A 19,116-nucleotide genomic window follows, 5' to 3' on the forward strand; every position below is an offset into this window, starting at 1 on the left:
GGAACGTGATCAGCACGGGCATGTATCTGACGAAATTGCTGGAAGCCTATGGCGTGGACACCGTGTTCGGCATTCCCGGCGTGCACACGGTGGAGCTCTATCGCGGGCTCGCGGGCAGTTCGATCCGCCACATCACGCCACGGCATGAGCAGGGCGCGGGCTTCATGGCGGATGGCTATGCGCGCGTGTCGGGCAAGCCGGGCGTCTGCTTCATCATCACCGGGCCGGGCATGACCAATATCGTCACGGCCATGGGCCAGGCCTATGGCGATTCCATTCCCATGCTGGTGATTTCGACCGTCAACAGTCATGGCCGGATGGGTTCCGGAGAAGGCTGGCTGCATGAACTGCCGAACCAGCAGGCGCTGGTCAGCCAGGTCTCGGCTTCCAGCTATACGGTCAACCGCCCGGAGGAACTGGCGCCGGCGCTGGCGCGAGCGTTCGCCGTGTTCGACAGCGCCCGGCCGCGCCCAGTCCATATCGAATTGCCGATCAATGTCATGCTGGCCGATGCCGGGCATCTTAGCGTGCCGGAGAATCCGGCGCGGGTCGGTCTGCCTGTGCCTTCGGCGGAAGAACTCGGCAAGGCTGCGGCACTGCTCAATGCGGCCAAGGCGCCGGTCATCCTTGTCGGCGGCGGCGCCAAATGGGCGAGTGAGGAAATCGCCGAACTTGCCGAAAAGCTCGATGCGCCAGTTGCGATGACCACGAACGGACGCGGCATACTGCCGCCCGGCCATCCCCTGGGCATTTCGATCTCCCCAAGTTTCAAGGCAACGCGTGAACTCATCGAGTCCTCGGACGTGGTTCTCGCCATCGGCACCGAACTTGGGCCGACGGACTACGACATGTATGAGGACGGCTTCTTCGAAATCCCCGGCAAGCTGATCCGCATCGATATCGACCCGACCCAGATCATGCGCACATGGTTGCCGGAAATCGGCATTGCTGGCGATGCGAGGGCAAGCGCGGCCTTGCTGTTCGATCTCGTGGATCGCACCGGCCGGCGTGGCGAGGCCCGTGCCGCTGGCGCGCGCGAAAAGGGCGAGACCGGCGACCTGACGGAACAGATGCGTGGCGACCTGCATATTCTCGACATGGTGCGCGACACGCTGCCCGGCGTGATTTTCGCCGGCGACTCGACCCAGCTCGTTTATGCCGGAAATCTCGGTTTCTCTTCGGCTGCCCCGGCGCAGTATTTCAATTCCGCCACCGGCTACGGCACGCTGGGCTACGGCCTGCCGGCCGGCATCGGTGCCAAGGTCGCGGCCCCGGATGCCCCCGTCGTGATCCTCGCCGGCGACGGCGGCGTGCAGTTCGCCATCGCCGAGCTTGCCTCGGCGAAGGAAGCGAAACTACCCGTCATCATGCTGCTCTTCGACAACAAGGGCTATGGGGAGATCAAGTCCTACATGGTGTCGAAGAACATCCCTCCGCTGGGTGTCGATCTCTACACGCCGGATTTCATCGGCATCGGCCGGGCTTATGGATGGCATGCGGAGATGGTGAAAGACCTTGATGGGTTGCGGGCGGCGCTGCTTGAGGCGAACGAGCGTGATGAGCCGAGCATGATCGTGTTCGGGGATGCGGTGCGGGATGAGGCGGTGAAGGTGGTGACTGCGGGGTAGTTGTTTTGCTCGAGGACTCACCCCTCACCAACTTCGGCCAAGGGTTCGCTGCGCTTACCCGGCCTTCGTATCCTCTCCCGCAGGGGGAGAGGTAGGGTGTCGCACTCGCTGCCTTCAATTTGGGCGAAGCAGTGCCACGAGTTTTATCTCTCCCCTTGCGGGAGAGGATAGCAAGCCCGCATGAGACAAAGTCGAATGCATGGGCGCGCTTGGTGAGGGGTGAACGCCAAGCGGGTCATTCACGAAAGAGGTTGACGCAAATGTCCGAACAGAAATTCAACCAGCCGCTCGGCGGCAACGAGATGCCCCGCTTTGCCGGCCCCGGCACGATGATGCGGCTGCCGACCCAACCCACCGCCGAGGGCCTCGATGCCTGCTTCGTGGGCATTCCCCTCGATGTCGGTACGTCCAACCGGCCGGGCACGCGGTTGGGGCCGCGTCAGATCCGACAGGAAAGCTGCATGCTGCGGCCCTACAACATGGCTACGGGGGCAGCACCGTTCGATTCCATCCAGGTCGCGGATATCGGCGATGTGCCGATCAACACGTTCGATCTCAAGAAGTCCGTCGATATCATCACCGCCTTCTATGACGACATCCTCAAGCACCCCTGCATTCCGCTGACGCTCGGCGGCGATCATACGCTGACCTATCCGATCCTGCGCGCGATCGCGAAGAAGCATGGGCCGGTGGCGCTGATCCATATCGATGCCCACGCCGATATTAATGACGAGATGTTCGGCGAGAAGATTGCCCATGGCACGCCATTCCGCCGTGCTTACGATGACGGACTGCTGCAGAACGACAAGGTCTTCCAGATCGGCCTGCGCGGCACCGGCTATTCGCCGGAGGATTTCAACTGGGCGCGCGGCAAGGGCTGGACGGTGGTGCAGGCCGAGGATTGCTGGGGCAAGTCGATGAAGCCGTTGATGGAGGAGGTGCGCGCCAAGATCGGCGATGCGCCGGTTTACCTGACCTATGACATCGACAGCCTCGATCCGGCTTTCGCGCCCGGCACCGGCACAGTCGAGATCGGCGGGTTGACGACATGGCAGGCGCTGGAAATCATCCGCGGCTGTGCGGGGTTGAACCTCGTTGGCGGTGATCTGGTCGAAGTCTCGCCACCGTTCGATCCGTCGGGAAATACAGCGCTGATCGGTGCCAATCTGCTCTACGAAATGCTGTGCGTGCTGCCGGGCGTCAAGCGGGGCTGACCTCGGCTACTCCGGCATCATTGCGCGGCCTCGGGAATGAAGCCGTGCGCGTAGATCGCCTACCGGGGAGTGAAGCCGCGACCGCTGGTGCGCCTTCCGCGCCCGGCACGATTTCCGCGCTATTTGGCCGGGGTGAACGGATCCGAAAGCGCTGCTTCCGGCCGGCTGACGGGGTATTTCCGCGTCGAGGTCTTGGCCGAGAAGCTCTTGGCGCCGTAGCGCTTGAGCTGTTCGCGGAACTGCGGATGCATGCCGCCGTCGACATAGGAATGTTCGGTGATACGGCTTTCCATCACGATCTCGCGGGTCGCAGGCGCCGCGTCGGCGACCATGTCGGACTGGCCCACAACGGCCGGGCAGGCACTGAGCGGGCTTTCCGGGTCTTCGACAAAGTTCTTGTTGAATTGATATTTGCCGTTGCAAACGGAAACCTTCGGCTCGCGCTTTGTCGACTGGAAGTTGTCATAACCCTGTTTCAGGTTCTGCCAGAAGGCCATGTTGGGATCGCCCGCGTGCTCAGCCATGTTGGCCGACGTCATGCGGAAGGGATAGGCATGGACCTGGAACGAACGCTGGCCACTCTGCATCGCCTTCAGCACGATCGGATAGAGTTCGGCCATCTGCGCATCCGTCATGGCGTAGCAGCCCGAGGAAGAGCAGGCGCCATGCACCATCAGCGCTTCGCCGGTATAGCCGAGTGCGCTTTCAAGCCGGTTCGGATAGCCGAGATTGAAGCTGAGATAATACTGGGACTTCGGATTGAGCAGGCCCATATCGACCTGGTAGAAGCCCTCGGGCGCCTGGCGGTCGCCGATCTTCTTCTTGGGACCGAGCTTTCCGGACCAGCGGCAGATCGGATAGGTCTTGAACAACGCATACTGGCCCGACGCCTTCTTCTTCCAGACTTCGAGTTCGCTCTCTTCCTTGAAGATGCGGACCAGAACCGCGTCCTGCTGATTGAAGCCCTTGGACTTGATCTCGCGGGCGAGCTTCGGCGTGATATCCGTCGAAGGCGCCAATGCATCGAGGCCGCCCGAGCAGCCGGCAAGCAGCACGGTCGCACTCACGAATGCGCCTAGGGAAAGGCGGCTCATCGTTCTCTTGAAGGACGTCAAGTTGGTGGTCATCGGCTGAACTCTAGGAATCCCTGAAAGCATCTGTCATGCGCCCGTCTCCTTGCGACACGCTTGTGTCGCCATTTTGGCGCCGGCCAAAGAGATTGCGGCTTCCGTATCACAATGCGACATCAGGGTTAAGAGAGGGTTAGAAAATCTCTCACACCCGGCTCAAAGGTCCCTTGTAGATATAGCCGTCGCTGCGCACAGTCTGGATGATATCCGCCTCCAGGCCCTGCTTTTCCAGCTTGCGGCGCAGCCGTTCGATACGCTTGTCGATCGAACGGTCGATCGGGTCGGAGCCATTGCCCGGCGCGAGCTTCAGAAGCTCGTCGCGGCTCATCAGCTTGCCCTGGTTGGTGACGAAGGCGGCGACCAGATCGATCTCTGTCGGGAAAAGCTGTATCTGCTCGCCTTTGGTATCGAAAAGCGCCCAACGCTTGAGATCCAGGGAGAAGGCGCCGAACGGCATGACATTGGCGCCACGCGCGCGGCGGCGGCGGAGAATGGCTTCGATCCGCGCCGACATTTCGGCCAGTGAAAAAGGCTTGGTGACATAGTCGTCGGCGCCGATTTCCAGGCCGACGACGCGATCGACCATTTCGCCGGCGCCGGTGAGCATGATGATGCCGATATCGGCCATCTGGCGCATGCGGCGCGCAATGCTGAAGCCATCTTCGCCCGGCAAGCTGACATCCAGAATGAGGAGTTCGGCGGGTGCTGCGGCAAACAACGCGTCGAGTTCGACGGCGCTCCCGGCGACACGGACGGCATGCCCCGACATCGTCAGGTAATCCATCAACATGCCACTCAAGCCCTGGTCGTCATCGACAACAATGAGTTCCGCCATCTGATCCCCGGACTTCTGTTTCCGCTACAAAGCCGCCAAGCGAAATATCGTCCAGACGCGTAGGAAAAGCAATGAGTTGAGCCTGATCTGGACGCCATTTCGCGGCCGGTGTCACAATTCTGCTTTCCAAGACCCCAATTGCGCCGCGCTCGGCGACATCCTGATGAAACATTCGGCGAATAATGGGAGAAAATGATTGAATTCCGCCCCGCGCATGGAGTTGTATTGGAGAAACTTGCGACAAGCGTGCGGGAGCGTGAAGACGTCATGGCAACCAAGATCGCCGGCATCGGCCCTTCTCCTCGGCTTCTGTTCCTTTGTTTCCTGCCGCTCGCCGTCCTGATCATCGGCCTGGCGGCGGACCAATACGTTCGCCAGCGCGCAGCGCTCCTTAACGATCTCGCCGGCAAGGCCAACGAACAACATGGACTTGTCAGTTCCTCGCTCGAGGGTGCGGGGCCGCAACTGGCACGACTTCGGCTTTCCATGGGGCTTGATCTGTTCAAGCCGGAGATCGGTCTCGCCGCCATACTCGACACGCACAACAATGTCGTCAGCATCAATGGCGAGATGCACGATGAGGATCGCGTTCGCCTCAAGCAACACATCGCGAGCCTGGATGCCACGGATTTCGGATTGACCGATACGCCAGGCCTCAATTTCGAGCGGCGCAACGATTTCAGGGTGCTGACCCGCAGGTTCGGGATCACGGGCTACAAGCTTGTCTATCTGGTTCCAAACGAGGAGCTTCGGATCTTCCTGCTGCCCCGCTTCGCACCGTTTCTCTTCATCCTGGCAGGCTTGGTGGCGACGGTTTTCGGCATCTTCTATTTCCTGCATCGCACCTACATTGTCCCGAGCCTGCGGCTGGCGCGCTATATCAGCGATCACGCGTCGGGCTCGCAGGCTATCCCTCCCGCCTTGCCGTCGATCTGGCGCAAGCAATTCAGCGTCGTCTCCAACGCATTCGCCAGCAGCCGGCGGTATCAGGCGCAGCTGGAGGAGAGCGAGGCTCGCTTCCTGGCTGCGACCGCGAGCCTTCGCGATGGGTTTGCCATTATCGGGCCGGATGGAAAGCTCGCTTTCTTCAACGAGGCGCTGACCTGGCATCTCTCCGAGGAGCAGCGCGAAAAGCTGTTTGTCGGCCGCGACGTGCGCGATTTCGTCGATAGCATCTGGGCCGGCAGCAATGGCGTCGATATCGAGCGGCAGCTCGACAATGGGCGCTGGGTCGCGGGACGTCAGAGCGTCATGCCGGATGGCGGGCGCGTCATTCTTCTGCGCGACATCACGGATTCCAAGACCGCCGAGATGAAGCTGCGCGACAGCGAGGAGCGTTATCGCAACGTCGTCGAAACCCAGACCGAGCTGGTGGTCCGCTACGACGGCGAGGGAAACCCCACCTTCGCCAACGAGGCCTATTGCCGTTATCTCGGCGTGACGCTCGAGGAAATGCTGGACCGCAGCCGGAGCGACTTCGAACTCGTCGTGCCCGAGGACAGGGAGCGCCACCGCGCCTATATCGCGTCGCTTACGCCGGGCCATCCCTCGGAGACGATCGTGATCCGCTGCCGGACGCTGAAAAACGATGCCATTCACTGGGAGGAATGGACGGATACCGGTATTTTCGACGCCGATGGAAATCTTGTCGAGATCCAGGCGATCGGTCGCGATGTGACCGAGAAGAGAGAAGCCCAGGAGGCGCTGAGTATCAGCGAGGCACGGATGTCCGCCTTCCTGAATTACGCGCCCGTGGCGATGCTGGCCAAGGACCTGGACGGTCATTTCACCATGGCCAATCCCGAGGCCTTGAAGCGGCTCAAGAAAACGGCGGACGAGGTGATCGGCAAGAAGACGCTGGACCTCTTGCCGCCGGAGGAAGCCGAAGCGATGGATAGGTCCATCGCGCGCGTGCTGGCAACCGGCACGATGCAGCTGGAAGAGCAGCATCATCCCTCGCTCGATCCGTTCCTTTACAGTCTCTTCATCCGCTTTCCACTGCGCGCGCATACCGGCGAGATCACCGGGGCGGGCGTCTTTGTCGTCGACCAGACGCGCGAAAAACTTGCCGAGCTCGAACTCGACCAGCAGCGCGGCGCGTTGCACCAGAGCGAGAAGCTCGCCGCACTTGGCTCGCTGCTGGCGGGCGTGGCGCACGAACTCAACAATCCCCTGTCGATCGTGGTCGGCTATGCCGGCATGCTCAATGAAATGGCAACCGACGAGGCGACGAAACGCAGGACGCGCGAGCTTCATTCGGCAGCCGAACGTTGCGGACGCATCGTCAAGACCTTCCTCTCGATGGCCCGGTCCAAACCGATCGAAAAACGCAGCGTCGATATGGATACGGTGATCGACGACGTGCTGGAACTCGCCGCCTATGGCCTGCGTAGCAATGGCGTGACCGTGGTGCGGAAGCGGGCGGACAAGCTGCCCGCAACGCTGGCCGATCCCGACCAGATGCATCAGGTGTTCATGAATATCGTGCTCAACGCACAGCAGGCGATGATGGGCATTGACGGTGCCCGCACGCTCGATGTCGAAAGCCGGTTTGAGGGCGAGCAGATTGCGATCGACCTTAGGGACAGCGGCCACGGTATTCCCGAAGACATCCGGAAGCGGGTGTTCGAGCCGTTCTTCACCACCAAGCCGCAGGGCGTCGGCACAGGCATCGGCCTTTCCGTGTGCCTTCGCATCGTGCAGGCGCATGGCGGCACGATCTTCCTCGACAATGCCGATAGCGGCGGCACGATTTGCCGGATTCGGCTGCCCGTCACTGCTGTGGGCTTACGACCCGATGCGGGCCTCGAAGAGGCGACGTTCCGGCTTTCGGGCAAGCTTCTCGTCGTCGATGACGAACCTGCCATCGGCCGCTATGTCAGCGAATATCTGACGGTTGAGGGCGTCGAAGTGACGGCGGTTTCGAGCGGCCGGGAAGCGCAGACCCTGTTGCGCAAGGGCACGGCCTTCGACGCCGTGCTGACCGATTTGCGCATGCCCGATGTCAGCGGCGACAAGCTCATGGCCTTCATCGCGGCAAAGCGTCCGGATCTCGCGGATCGTGTCGTGATCATGACCGGCGATGCGCTCGGCCCGGAAATCAACACCAATTCGAGCGATGTCCCGGTGATCGTCAAGCCACTCGAACTATCGGCCCTGCGTTCGGCGCTGCGGCCGATGCTGGACAAAAACGAAAGACTTGCCGCGGACGAAGAGGACGCGGCGGAAGACCAAAGAGAGAATGTGTAATGTCAGACGTGAATATCATCGTCGTCGATGACGAGGCGGGCCTTCGTGGCATGATCGAGGACTACCTGTCCATGCAGGGTTTCGCCGTCAGTGCCGCCGAGAATGGCGCGGCGCTCGATCGGCTGCTGGTGAGTACCAGCCCGGATATCATCCTGATGGATGTGAACATGCCAGGCGAAGACGGACTGTCGATCGTCAAGCGGCTCCGCAATGCCGGCGAGCGCATGGGCATCATCATGCTGACCGCGAATGCCGATGAGAACAGCAAGGTGAGCGGCCTTTCGAACGGCGCCGACGATTACCTGTCCAAGCCTTTTGAAGTGCGGGAACTGCTCGCGCGGGTGCGCAGCGTGCTGCGCCGCATGCCGGCGAAGGTGGAGAAGCCATCCCGAACCCGGCAGGTTCTCAATCTCGGCCCTTATGAACTTGATATGGAAGGCCGACGCGTGTTCGGACCCGAGGGAATAGAGGTCGAAGTGTCCAGCATGGATTTCGACCTGCTCGAGACATTTGCTCGGCATCCAAGGCAGATCCTGTCGCGCGACCGGCTCTGCGAACTGGCCTTCGGACGGCCCCTGTCACAGGCCGATCGCAGCCTCGACATCAGGATCGCCCGGCTGCGCAAGAAGATCGAGACCGACCCCTCCATGCCCCCGGTCCTGAAGACCGTGCGTGGCGAAGGTTACGTCTTCGAACCGGCCAACTAAAATCTGCTCTTCCAGAATGAGAAAAGGCGCGCTGGGTGCAGCGCGCCTCAGACTGATGACAAACCCCTGGTGATTTCTGGGGGTTTGTGATTCACTGGGACATGTTGAAGAAACCAGCGCCCCAGCAGACCGCGCTTGAGATGGTCAGTCTCGAGAGTTTGGTTCCCGCAGATCACCTGCTTCGCAAGATCGATGCGGTGATCGACTTTTCTTTCATTCACGATCGCGTTGCGGGGCTCTACTGCCCCGACAACGGCCGCCCGCCGCTCGATCCGACCTTGATGTTCAAGGCCCTGTTCATCGGCTATCTCTATGGCGTGCGTTCCGAGCGCCAACTGGTGCGCGAGATCGAAGTCAATGTCGCCTATCGCTGGTTCCTGCGGCTGAGGTTGACCGATCCGGTGTTCGATGCCTCGACGCTGTCGCAGAACCGCAGGCGGCGCTATCAGGATGCGTCGGTGGCCCAGGATATCTTCGATGCGATCGTCGAGCAGGCGATCGGTCACGGCCTGGTCGATGGCCGGGTTCTCTACACCGATAGCACGCATCTCAAAGCCAATGCCAACAAGGGCAAATATGATCTTGCGATGGTCGCCAAGTCGCGCGCTGATTATTGGGACGACCTAGACCTTGCCATCGACGCGGATCGCATCGCCCATGGCAAGTCGCCGCTGAAGGAGAAGGAACGTGAGCCGGAGGTGAAGGAAACCAAGGTGTCTCGCGCCGACCCGGAGAGCGGCTACATGGTGCGGGATGGCAAGCCGAAGGGCTTCTTCTATCTCGACCACCGCACGGTCGATGGCAAATTCGCCATCATCACCGACACTTACACCACGCCGGCCAATGTCCATGACAGCATCGTCTATCTTTCCCGGCTCGACCGGCAGCGTCAGCGCTTCGACTTCGACGTCCAGGCGGTGGGCCTGGATGCGGGCTATGCGGCGGCAGGCATCGCCAAGGGCTTGGAAGATCGCGAGATCACCGGCATCACCGGCTATCGCAACCCGACGCCGCCCAAGCCGGGCATGATGCGCAAGTCGAAATATGCCTTTGAGCCGGAGACCGACGGCTATCGTTGTCCCGAGGGACAGTTACTGACCTTTGCCACCACCGACCGCAACGGCTACCGGCATTACACCTCCGATCCAGCCATCTGCCAAACGTGTCCGCTGCTTGCCTCCTGCACATCCAATGCCAAGGCGATCCGCACCATCACCCGCCATGTCTGGGCCGACGCCCGCGAGCGAACCGACGCCCACCGCCTGACCCCGAAGGGCAAGGCGATCTACAAGCGACGAAAGGAGACGGTCGAGCGCTCCTTTGCCGATGCCAAGCAGCTTCACGGCCATCGCTACGCGCGCTTCCGAGGTCTGGTCCGCGTCACCTGCCAGTGCCTGCTGGCCGCTTGCGCCCAGAACATCAAGAAAATCGCCATGGCAATGGCCCCAAAGCCATCCCCAAGACCCGCATGAGCGGGGCAAACCCCTCATCGCAGCCGACAAAACCCAACCCAAAAACCGCGCCATCCAAAAACAACAAAACCCGCCGAAAATATCGACGGGTTTGTCAGCAGTCTGAGGCGCGCTGGGTGCAGCGCGCCTTTTCCTTGGCCAGGTCCTTGGGAGGATGTGGCACTTTATTCTAGCGGATGTATCCAGCGACGCGGTCGGAGACCGAGGTTTCAACCGGGATACCGTTTCCACGGACATTGTTGACGCTCGCGAAGGCGTTTTCGCTATGATCGAATTTCACGGCTGATGTGCGGATCGTGACGCTGCTTGCCGGAGCGCTTGGCATGGCTGCAGGGGCGATGGCGGCAGTCTCGATGAATTCGACCGACAGGCTTTCCATATTGACCGAACGCGTGACGATGGGATCGACGTTTGCTGCAGCGACAACCATGTTGGTGTCGTTGGTGGAGACTGTTTTTGCGTCAGACAGGAAGTCGTGAGCGACAAAGCCCAACAGGGTGGCTACGACGGCTACGATCTGATTTCCGATGTTGCTCATCTGAATGTCCCCGGCTCGACCGTCTCCCCGGCCGCCTTGTTGAGAACATAATTAAGAAAAGTTTGTTTCACCACGATGTCGCGAGATGCGGTCAATTGATACAGAAACACTCGGTGATGTGGGTTTATGTGGTTTTGCGTGAGGAAAATCCCCATGAAGGCGCCGTGAAGCCATGTGGTAGCGCTGCCATATAGGAATTTCACGCGCCGGTTTGGCGCGCATTCCTCAATTTTGTAACGATCGTGTCAGAAATTTGGCTAGATGATGCGACCTTCGCAGGTGTCAGCTACGCAAGCGGCTCTCGATCAACAGCCCGCTTTCGTCGAGAATCGGATGGGCGACCGAGACGATATGGGCATTGATGCGCTTGAGGTCGCGCAGCATGTCGAGATGCAGCGAACTGGTCTGAAGGCTGTCGGCCCGGCCGTCGCGAAGACGCGCCAGATGGCGATCGGAAGATTGCTTCTCCAGCCGGCGGACATGCACCTTCACTTCCATCAATTGACGGGCGAGGGCTTCGTCCCCGGTGACGAATATCGTCTGGGCGATGCGGAGGTTGTCGATCGTCATACCGAACAGGCTTTTCAGTTCCTGGTAGCCATCTTCGGAAAAGGTCAGCCCCTTGGAGATCTTCTTGGTAACCTGATCGTTCAGGCCTTTTTCGATGATGTCGCCGATATGTTCGAGATTGATTGCGTATTCGATGATAACGATAGAACGCCGATCGTTGGCTTGGTCGATCTTGGCGCGGCCGAGGCGCGAGAGATAGATCTTCACCTCCTGCTGCAGCCGGTCGACCTTCTTCTCCAGCGCGGCGACCTCGCGCATTGGCGCCAGATCGTTCTGCACGAACGATTTCTGGCACTGGATCAGCATCTTCTCGATCAGGTCGCCGATGCCGAGCACTTCGCGGGTGGCATTGGCAAGCGCCACGACGGGCGATTCGAGTGCCTGCACATCGAGAAATTTCGGGCCGTCGTCACCCTTGGGGTCATCCGGCACAATTCGCGTCATCATTCGGCTTAGCACCGGCGACAGTGGCCAGGCGACGGCAGCGAGCAGGAGATTGAAGGCGAGATGGGCATCGACCGGCATCTTGGCCGGCGAGAAGGGCAGGTCGTGAAGGAAGGTGCCGAGATAGCCCGCGAGCGGAAGCGTGATCAGGCATCCAGCTGCCCTGACGATGAGGTTGCCATAGGTCACGCGCCGCGTCGTCGCCGGCGCCGAGAGCGTCGACAGAACCGGCGGCACCGCGCCGCCGAGATTGGCGCCGAGAACGAGCGCCACCGTGAGCCCCGGCGACAGCGCGCCGGTCGATGCAATCGACATGATCAGGACGACCACCGCGAGGCTGGAGGATGACAGTGCGGCGAGCACAGCGGCGAAGATCATCGCCACGACCCAGGCATTGTCGAGAAGCTCGATGAAGGCCGCGAGCGCCGGTGAATGGCGGATTGGGCCGGTCGCCAGGCCCAGCAACTGCAGCGAGAGCAACATCAGTCCTACGCCGACCAGCGCTGTGCCCATGCCTTTCTGCGCCGTCGACGAGCGCCGGTACAAGACAATGCCAACAAGAATAATGAGTGGCGACAGCCATTCGATGCCGGTGGAGACAATCCACGCGGTGACGGCGGTACCGACATTGGCGCCCAAGAGAACGATCTGCGCCATCGCCGGCGCCACCAGGTCGCGCTCGACGAAGGAGGCGATCATCAGCGCTGTCGCGGTGGAACTCTGAAGGACGAGCGTCGCGATGAAACCCGACGAGAATGACCGGAAACTGCCGCGGGTGCCGCTCGCGAGCCCCGTACGCAGCCGGGCGCCGAAGGCACGCGTCGCGCCGTCCCGGACCTGGGCCAGGCCGAAGAGCAAGAGCGCAACCGCGCCGAACAGGTTGATCATGACGATCGTGGATTCCATATGCTGGCGAATCTCTCCTCAAGCTCATGCAGCTACGAATCTAACCGCAAAAACAAGGTTACGTTCATTCGCCGGCGAAATAAATCGGTCTGTCGGCGTCAATCATCATAGATAGCGCTGCATGCGATCCGGGTGTGGTAAATTTGATCTGTCCCCACAAGGTTTTGAAAGCGCCCTTTCCGCTCGCGCATTCGTCATTTATGACAGATTTATGACATTCACACAGTGGGCGCACCCATGATCAGCCTGTTCAAAAAACTCATGCCGCGCGAGGACAGGTTCTTCGACCTGTTCGAGCAGCATTCCCGCACGGTCAACGCTGCCGCCAACGCGATGCGTGACCTGCTTGCGGGCGAGGGTGATCTCGAAGCCCATTGCCAGACGATCATCGATCTTGAGCACAAGGCCGACGACATTACGCGCGACGTATTGCTGGCGGTTCGCCGCAGCTTCATCACGCCCTTCGATCGCGGCGACATCAAGGATCTCATCCAGTCGATGGACGATGCGATCGACATGATGCACAAGACGGTCAAGACGATCCGGCGCTTCGAGCAGAAAACGTTCGGTCCCGGTATGCGGGAAATGGGCGAACTGATCGCTGAAGCCGCCCGGCTGATCTCCGAAGCAATTCCGCTTCTCGACAAGATGGGCGCCAATGCCACGCGGTTGAGTGTAATCGCCGAAGAGGTGACGCGCGTCGAAGGCCGGTCCGACGAACTTTACGAACAGGGGCTCAAGAACCTGTTCCGCGATCATGGTGCCGGCAACGCCATGGCCTATCTCATCGGCAGCGAGATCTATTCGGAACTCGAGAAGGTGGTCGACCGGTTCGAGGACGTGGCCAATGAGATCAGCGGCATCGTGATCGAGAATGTATGATGGATGCCACGCTTGCGCTTCCCCTGCTGGTCGGCCTTATCGCCATCGCACTGTTCTTCGATTTCCTGAACGGCCTGCATGATGCGGCAAATTCGATAGCCACGATCGTATCGACCCGAGTGCTGAGGCCGCAATATGCGGTGGCATGGGCGGCGTTCTTCAATTTCATCGCGTTCCTTTTCTTTGGCCTGCATGTGGCGGAAACGCTCGGCACCGGCATCATCGATCCTGCGATCGTCTCGCCACAGGTGATCTTCGCCGCCCTCATGGGGGCGATCATCTGGAATATCGTGACCTGGATCTATGGCATTCCCTCAAGTTCGTCGCATGCGCTGGTCGGCGGGCTGGTGGGCGCGGGGCTAGCCAAGACGGGTGGTTCGGCGATTGTTTTCGCGGGTCTCTTCAAGACAGTGCTGGCGATCTTCATGTCTCCGATGATCGGTTTCCTGCTGGCGCTATTCCTGGTGCTGGTCGTTTCCTGGCTGTTCGTGCGGCAGACGCCGTTCGCCGTCGACAAGACGTTCCGCGTCATGCAGTTCGTCTCCGCCTCGCTCTATTCCCTCGGCCACGGCGGCAATGATGCGCAGAAGACGATGGGGATCATCGCCGTGCTTCTGTTCTCGCAAGGCTATCTCGGCAGCGCGTTCTTCGTGCCGTTCTGGGTGGTGATTTCCTGTCAGACGGCGATGGCGCTCGGCACGCTGTTCGGCGGCTGGCGGATCGTACACACGATGGGTTCGAAGATCACCAGGCTGAACCCGATGCAGGGCTTCTGCGCCGAGACCGGCGGCGCGTTGACACTGTTCGGCGCCACCTGGCTCGGCATCCCCGTCTCGACCACCCACACCATTACCGGCGCCATCGTCGGCGTGGGCGCTGCCCGCCGCGTTACCGCCGTACGGTGGGGGCTGGCGAGCAACATATTGATTGCCTGGATCATTACACTGCCGTCTGCGGCGATCATCTCGGCTGCATTCTATCTGGTGGCATCGCTCTTTTAGAGAAATGGCACGCCGTTCGCAGCCTGGATGAACGTCGCGGCAACGATCAGGACGCCAGCGGCGGCTCCCACCCAGATGCCGATGCGCGCCCGACCTGGGGCGAAGCGATCAAGCAGCAGCCCGAGGATCGGCAAGCCCTGCATCATATGCGTGGCGAAGAAATGCGGCACCCGCAGATCGCCACCGGTGCGGGACCAGCCGACGAGGAAGAGGCCATTGGCGTCGCTGCGGATGCCGCCGACCCAGTGGCCGGGTTCGGCGATGGCGCCGCTAGACATCACGCCGGCGGTGACCACTGTCAGGACGGCTCCGATCATCAGACCCCAGGCGGCACCTGATCGCAGGCCTTCGCCGACATCCGTCCGCCCGTGGCGCCAGATCACCCAGCCGATGACGAAGGCCCCGGCAACGATGGAGACTGCTCCGACGCCCATCACCGGGTAGAGCATCGCTTCGAGAGGCGTGGCTTCGTTGAAGTGGGACGCGCGGCCGCGCGCTGCCTGGATAACGATGTAGATGATCTCTAGCGTCGACGAGATGGCCATGGCGAAACTGGCGCCACGAACGGTGCGAGTCGCTCGTGCTGCTTCATCAAGCAGTGGAAGCAGCAAGGCCGCGGTGCCGAGCGTGAGGATGATCGACAGTTGGAACTTGACCGGCTTGCTCCAGACGCTCACGTCATTGAGCAGGCGCTCATCGACGGCATAGGCGATCGCGCTCGGGATCAGGAACGCGATCTGGACGCCGATCGCGAGAAGCAGCAGGTCGCGGGCGCGGTCGCTCAGGGAAGGAAACCTGTATTCCGTCCGAGTGCCGAGAGAAAAGTGTGTCGGGGCGATGGTCATCGAATCAGCTCCCTGGCAGGTGACGGCAGCAGCGTCAGCGTCGTGCGACTGGCGAGATAGATGAGAAGTCCGATCGGCCCGAACATGAAGGTGGCGATCAGAATGGGGGCCTGAAGCAGGCGGCTCATCCCGATCCGGTCGGCTTGCTCGGCGATCCACATGCCGACGAAAAGGTCGAAGGCGAGATAATGGATCCATCCGGCCAGCAGCCCGCCGTCCGACATGAAGAGCGCACGCACCTCACCGATCGTGTTGAAGCCGCCACCTTCGACGCGAAAGAAGAAGATCATGATGAGCACGGCGTATGCCACCGACAGCGTGCCGATGAGTCCATAACGCAGGACGGAGACAAGAAAATGCCAGCGGGGCAGGAGCAGAAGTGCGAGCCATCCCGCCATGGCGGCGGTGCTCGCGATCGAGAATCCCTGGGCGAACGACATCGGCAATCTCTCCCAATCTTGTCAGTGTCAGGATTATATGAAGCTACATCTTGTCAGTGTCAAGATATTTTTGACTCGTGGCGTATCCCGCGCTAATGAGATGCCATGGCACCCAAGAAAACCTATCATCACGGCGACCTCAGAAACGCCCTTCTCGCGGCCGCACTCGCGCTTATCGAAGAGAACGGGCTGGAAGGCTTGTCACTGCGGAAAGTCGCTGCCCGCGTCGGCGTATCCCATGCCGCCCCCGAACACCATTTCCCGACCATGCGCCATTTGATGAACGCCATGGCCACGGCAGGGTTTGAAATGTTCGCGCGGTCCATGGCGGAGGAGCGGGCTCAAGCGCTGCCGACCCCCGTCGAGCAGATGCGTGCCGCCTTCCGGGGCTATCTTTCCTATGCGCGCCAACATCCCGGCCTCTTCCGGCTTATGTTCACGGCAAATCTTCTCGACTGGACGGACGAGGCCCTGCGCGAGCAGGCCCGTCTCGGTTATCGGCAACTGGAAGAGATCTGCGCCCCGGCGGCGGATTTCATGGGGCTCAAGAGCGAAGCCGAGCGCCGGTCGCTGGAGAGCCTTCTCTGGTCGCAGGCCCATGGCCATGCGCATCTGGTCATCGACCAGAAGCTGACCGACAACGCAAATGCAGACTGCCCGTTCCCCGACAAACCGCTCGACATTGCCGGGCTGATTTTTGGTGTTGGTCGCGGTTGAGGGTGTCCGCCGTCGATGACGAGGCATGCCCTATCGTGCCACATCAACCTCCGCCAACGGTCGCGAGCTCAATCGGATCGCCCTCCTAGGGCGCGATATTGCGCCCTGCCGCCGTCGTTACTCGGGTGATCGCCTTTCGGTTGAAAACCGTGCTTCCGTAAGCGTAGAGATTACGGACCGTCACTGCTCGACGACCGCGCGCGCTTGCCGCCTTTGATCCCCGACAGTCGCGGCGGCCTGCTTTTAAGATGGCATCGCCCAAACTTCCATTGCTACGTCAGTGACGTAGCGCTCGGCTGAGTCACGAATCGGCCTGATTTAAGAAGATTCCGCCTTGAGTCAAGAAGATTCCGGCTTGTGGGTCGGCTGTTTTACTGACATTATTCCCGTTAACGGGGTTGCATTGTGACAGTTGTTCAAATGGAGGGGCATAAGAATGGCAAAGGAAACTTCGAGTACCGCTTCTTCTGCCAATAAGGCGGACGAAAATCTGATAGGTAATGTAGAGGGAAACGGGCTGAACTTCATAGCGGCCCAGGCCCGCGAGGGCGGGATGTCCGGTGACGCTGTAGGTGTCGACAAGATACGCGATCTGCTGTTCGGTAACCAGATGCAGGACTATGACCGCCGTTTTTCCAAGCTCGAAGACCGGCTCTCGCAGCGCTTCAAGGATGTCGAATCCGAGGCCAAGCGCAATCTTGAAACGTACGAGTCAAATGCAAAGAAGCAGGTCGAGTCGCTCGCGGCGCAATTGCGGAGCGAAAAAGATGCACGAGCCGAGGCCGACAAGGAGATTGACCGGAATCTTCGCGAGCACAATCAGGCACTTGAAAAGCAGGTGCGCGCGTTGTCGGATCAATTGAGCGAGCTTGAGCGCGACGTTGCGGACCGGATGAGTCGAAGCGATCATTTGCTGCGTGAGGAAATCAAGCAAAAGAATGAAAGCATCCAGATGCTAATGGAGAAAATGTTTTCCGATCTCAGCAACGTCAAGACCGACAGAAATCTTTTGGCCGGCCTGTTTGTCGAGGTTGCAAAATGCATAAATCAGGATTCCGGCGGTGGCAAGAGCAACGCGGAACGTGGCTGGAAAGTGAGTTGATCGGAACTTGACGTCGAACGTCGACCCAATCAGGCTTCCTCAAAAAGCCGCCTCGAACGATACTGAGATCGATCGCGCGGCTCTGGCTAATCTTTTGGTCGAAATTGCCCGGAACGTTGATCCGGACCATCATGCGCGTTTCGAAGGAGTTCCAACCGCCGATCGTCGCATGGAAACGCTGCGCCAGTTGCTGGTCGGCCGCGAAATTTCGGAGCTTTCACGAGTTACGCATCTGCTGGGCGAACCGGAGCAGCTTGCGGAAGCAGTGGGAGGCGTTCTTCCCAATGCCGCCGCGCGGGCGTCTCATGCGCAGCTCGGCGAGGCCCTTGCGCCAGCCGTCGAGAGGGCTGTGCAACGGTCGATCCAGAAGAGCCCACGCACGCTGACGGATATATTATACCCGGTGTTTCTGCCGGCAATTCGCAAGTCGATCGGGGAAAAGATCGACCAGACCTTTCAGTCGCTGAATGAAACTTTGAGACATATATTTACCTGGCATGGGCTCAAGTGGAGATTTGAATCCTGGAGAACTGGTGCCAGCTTCACGGAAGTTGTTCTGAAGCATTCTCTTGTCTATCGTGTAGAGCATGTCTTTCTCATTAACCGAAATTCCGGGCTTTTGATCGCGCATGTAACTGCCGATAATGCGACGAGCGAGGATCCTCAGCTCATTTCTTCGATGCTCAGTGCAATTCAAGACTTTGTTAAAGACTCATTTCACGAGAAAGAACAGAGCGGCCTGGACACTATCCGCTTTGGGGAGCTTCGTCTCTGGTCGGAAGTTGGACCGTTTGCCACCTTGGTTGCGGTGATCCGGGGAAATCCGCCAGAGGAATTACATGAAATAGTTCGCGATGTGTTGCTTCACATCCATGATGAATACTCACAGGCTTTAGAGCAGTTTGACGGCGACGGTTCTCAGTTAGTCGGCATAGAGACGCAGTTGCAGACTTGCGTTGAACTGAAGCAGGAGGACTCAAACCAGGGATTTCCGTGGCTGGTGGTGGCTGCGATCCTGCTGGTTTTGATTCCGGCTGGCGGGTGGTTCTATTTTTCCTGGCAATCCGGGCAGCGCTGGCAGGCCTATGTGTCGCGACTTGAGGCCCAGCCGGGCATCATCGTCGCCCAACAAACGACGAAGGGCGGACAGTTCTATATTACCGGCCTGAGAGACCCGCTTGCTGCCGACCCCCAGTCGCTGTTGTCGGGAACGGACGTCGATCCCGCCCGCGTTCATCCGCAGTGGCAATTCTATCAGAGCCTTGAGCCTGCGTTCGTGTTGAAGCGGCTGACGGCGTCGCTGGCTCCGCCGGATACAGTACGACTTTCGATCGTCCAGGGTCGCATCGTTGCCGAGGGTGAGGCTCCCGACACCTGGATAGATCGGGCGCGCGCGGCGGCCCGACAGCTTTCGGCAGGCGGACCGGAATTCGACA

15 protein-coding genes and 1 pseudogene are annotated in these 19,116 nt (G+C 60.3%); 10 read left to right on the forward strand and 6 right to left on the reverse strand.

Annotated features, from left to right (window positions below; translation table 11 throughout):
* Positions 1-5: 5 nt before the first annotated feature.
* Positions 6-1,628, forward strand: a complete 1,623-nt coding sequence (locus ACSQ26_RS28565; protein ID WP_436015000.1) for a 5-guanidino-2-oxopentanoate decarboxylase — start codon at positions 6-8, stop codon at positions 1,626-1,628.
* 260 nt (positions 1,629-1,888) lie between these two features.
* Positions 1,889-2,842: an agmatinase gene (gene speB / locus ACSQ26_RS28570; protein WP_436015002.1), complete on the forward strand. Its 954-nt coding sequence runs from the start codon at positions 1,889-1,891 to the stop codon at positions 2,840-2,842.
* 119 nt (positions 2,843-2,961) lie between these two features.
* On the opposite strand, the gene ACSQ26_RS28575 is transcribed toward speB, so the two are convergent.
* Together ACSQ26_RS28575 and ACSQ26_RS28580 are read right to left on the reverse strand one after the other, a co-directional pair.
* Entirely contained in the window at positions 2,962-3,936 is a 975-nt protein-coding gene (locus tag ACSQ26_RS28575; RefSeq protein WP_436015004.1) for a L,D-transpeptidase family protein, read from the reverse strand.
* Positions 3,937-4,117: 181 nt separating this feature from the next.
* Positions 4,118-4,807, reverse strand: a complete 690-nt coding sequence (locus tag ACSQ26_RS28580) for a response regulator (protein WP_436015006.1) — start codon at positions 4,805-4,807, stop codon at positions 4,118-4,120.
* A gap of 267 nt (positions 4,808-5,074) precedes the next feature.
* Between ACSQ26_RS28580 and ACSQ26_RS28585 the strand changes: the two genes are divergently transcribed.
* The 3 genes from ACSQ26_RS28585 (at position 5,075) to ACSQ26_RS28595 (ending at position 10,235) form a co-directional block, all read left to right on the forward strand.
* Positions 5,075-8,056 (forward strand): PAS domain S-box protein, encoded by a 2,982-nt coding sequence (locus ACSQ26_RS28585; RefSeq protein WP_436015008.1) that lies wholly within the window; start codon positions 5,075-5,077, stop codon positions 8,054-8,056.
* Positions 8,056-8,763 carry a response regulator gene (locus tag ACSQ26_RS28590; protein ID WP_436015010.1) on the forward strand — a complete coding sequence of 236 codons (708 nt, stop codon included), beginning with the start codon at positions 8,056-8,058 and terminating at the stop codon, positions 8,761-8,763. The genes ACSQ26_RS28585 and ACSQ26_RS28590 overlap by 1 nt, the downstream gene beginning before the upstream one ends.
* A gap of 101 nt (positions 8,764-8,864) precedes the next feature.
* A complete protein-coding gene (locus ACSQ26_RS28595; protein WP_436010012.1) occupies positions 8,865-10,235 on the forward strand; it encodes an IS1182 family transposase in 1,371 nt (456 codons plus the stop codon).
* Positions 10,236-10,404: 169 nt separating this feature from the next.
* Here the strand turns inward: ACSQ26_RS28595 and ACSQ26_RS28600 are convergent, their stop codons facing one another.
* The gene (locus tag ACSQ26_RS28600; RefSeq protein WP_436015012.1) at positions 10,405-10,773 is read right to left on the reverse strand and encodes a hypothetical protein; all 369 of its coding nucleotides are present in this window, start codon (positions 10,771-10,773) and stop codon (positions 10,405-10,407) included.
* A 282-nt stretch (positions 10,774-11,055) separates the two neighbouring features.
* Entirely contained in the window at positions 11,056-12,693 is a 1,638-nt protein-coding gene (locus ACSQ26_RS28605) for a Na/Pi cotransporter family protein (RefSeq protein ID WP_436015014.1), read from the reverse strand.
* A 237-nt stretch (positions 12,694-12,930) separates the two neighbouring features.
* Between ACSQ26_RS28605 and ACSQ26_RS28610 the strand changes: the two genes are divergently transcribed.
* Entirely contained in the window at positions 12,931-13,575 is a 645-nt protein-coding gene (locus tag ACSQ26_RS28610) for a DUF47 domain-containing protein (protein WP_436015016.1), read from the forward strand.
* Positions 13,575-14,576 (forward strand): anion permease, encoded by a 1,002-nt coding sequence (locus ACSQ26_RS28615; RefSeq protein ID WP_436015018.1) that lies wholly within the window; start codon positions 13,575-13,577, stop codon positions 14,574-14,576. Before ACSQ26_RS28610 ends, ACSQ26_RS28615 begins: the two co-directional genes overlap by 1 nt.
* On the opposite strand, the gene ACSQ26_RS28620 is transcribed toward ACSQ26_RS28615, so the two are convergent.
* A complete protein-coding gene (locus ACSQ26_RS28620; protein WP_436015020.1) occupies positions 14,573-15,421 on the reverse strand; it encodes a hypothetical protein in 849 nt (282 codons plus the stop codon). The two genes, ACSQ26_RS28615 and ACSQ26_RS28620, sit on opposite strands and share 4 nt — an antisense overlap.
* Complete coding sequence (locus tag ACSQ26_RS28625; RefSeq protein WP_436015022.1) at positions 15,418-15,861, reverse strand: ABA4-like family protein; 444 nt, start codon at positions 15,859-15,861, stop codon at positions 15,418-15,420. Before ACSQ26_RS28625 ends, ACSQ26_RS28620 begins: the two co-directional genes overlap by 4 nt.
* Positions 15,862-15,966: 105 nt before the next feature.
* Here ACSQ26_RS28625 and ACSQ26_RS28630 point away from each other — a divergent pair, with 105 nt between their 5' ends.
* From ACSQ26_RS28630 to ACSQ26_RS28640, 3 genes and pseudogenes are all read left to right on the forward strand, one after another.
* Entirely contained in the window at positions 15,967-16,578 is a 612-nt protein-coding gene (locus ACSQ26_RS28630; RefSeq protein ID WP_436015024.1) for a TetR/AcrR family transcriptional regulator, read from the forward strand.
* 436 nt (positions 16,579-17,014) lie between these two features.
* Positions 17,015-17,680 carry a hypothetical protein gene (locus ACSQ26_RS28635; RefSeq protein WP_436015026.1) on the forward strand — a complete coding sequence of 222 codons (666 nt, stop codon included), beginning with the start codon at positions 17,015-17,017 and terminating at the stop codon, positions 17,678-17,680.
* A 7-nt stretch (positions 17,681-17,687) separates the two neighbouring features.
* Positions 17,688-19,116 (forward strand): annotated as a pseudogene (locus tag ACSQ26_RS28640) (OmpA family protein); the annotation flags it as partial.

Source organism: Rhizobium sp. LjRoot254 (assembly GCF_964254105.1).
GTDB lineage: Bacteria > Pseudomonadota > Alphaproteobacteria > Rhizobiales > Rhizobiaceae > Rhizobium_E.

Coding starts and splice junctions, on each gene's coding strand:
- ACSQ26_RS28630 (WP_436015024.1), top strand. CDS start 15,967: ATGGCACCCAAGAAAACCTATCATCACGGCGACCTCAGAAACGCCCTT.
- ACSQ26_RS28575 (WP_436015004.1), bottom strand. CDS start 3,936: ATGAGCCGCCTTTCCCTAGGCGCATTCGTGAGTGCGACCGTGCTGCTT.
- ACSQ26_RS28580 (WP_436015006.1), bottom strand. CDS start 4,807: ATGGCGGAACTCATTGTTGTCGATGACGACCAGGGCTTGAGTGGCATG.
- speB (WP_436015002.1), top strand. CDS start 1,889: ATGTCCGAACAGAAATTCAACCAGCCGCTCGGCGGCAACGAGATGCCC.
- ACSQ26_RS28620 (WP_436015020.1), bottom strand. CDS start 15,421: ATGACCATCGCCCCGACACACTTTTCTCTCGGCACTCGGACGGAATAC.
- ACSQ26_RS28605 (WP_436015014.1), bottom strand. CDS start 12,693: ATGGAATCCACGATCGTCATGATCAACCTGTTCGGCGCGGTTGCGCTC.
- ACSQ26_RS28595 (WP_436010012.1), top strand. CDS start 8,865: ATGTTGAAGAAACCAGCGCCCCAGCAGACCGCGCTTGAGATGGTCAGT.
- ACSQ26_RS28600 (WP_436015012.1), bottom strand. CDS start 10,773: ATGAGCAACATCGGAAATCAGATCGTAGCCGTCGTAGCCACCCTGTTG.
- ACSQ26_RS28590 (WP_436015010.1), top strand. CDS start 8,056: ATGTCAGACGTGAATATCATCGTCGTCGATGACGAGGCGGGCCTTCGT.
- ACSQ26_RS28610 (WP_436015016.1), top strand. CDS start 12,931: ATGATCAGCCTGTTCAAAAAACTCATGCCGCGCGAGGACAGGTTCTTC.
- ACSQ26_RS28635 (WP_436015026.1), top strand. CDS start 17,015: ATGGCAAAGGAAACTTCGAGTACCGCTTCTTCTGCCAATAAGGCGGAC.
- ACSQ26_RS28585 (WP_436015008.1), top strand. CDS start 5,075: ATGGCAACCAAGATCGCCGGCATCGGCCCTTCTCCTCGGCTTCTGTTC.
- ACSQ26_RS28625 (WP_436015022.1), bottom strand. CDS start 15,861: ATGTCGTTCGCCCAGGGATTCTCGATCGCGAGCACCGCCGCCATGGCG.
- ACSQ26_RS28615 (WP_436015018.1), top strand. CDS start 13,575: ATGGATGCCACGCTTGCGCTTCCCCTGCTGGTCGGCCTTATCGCCATC.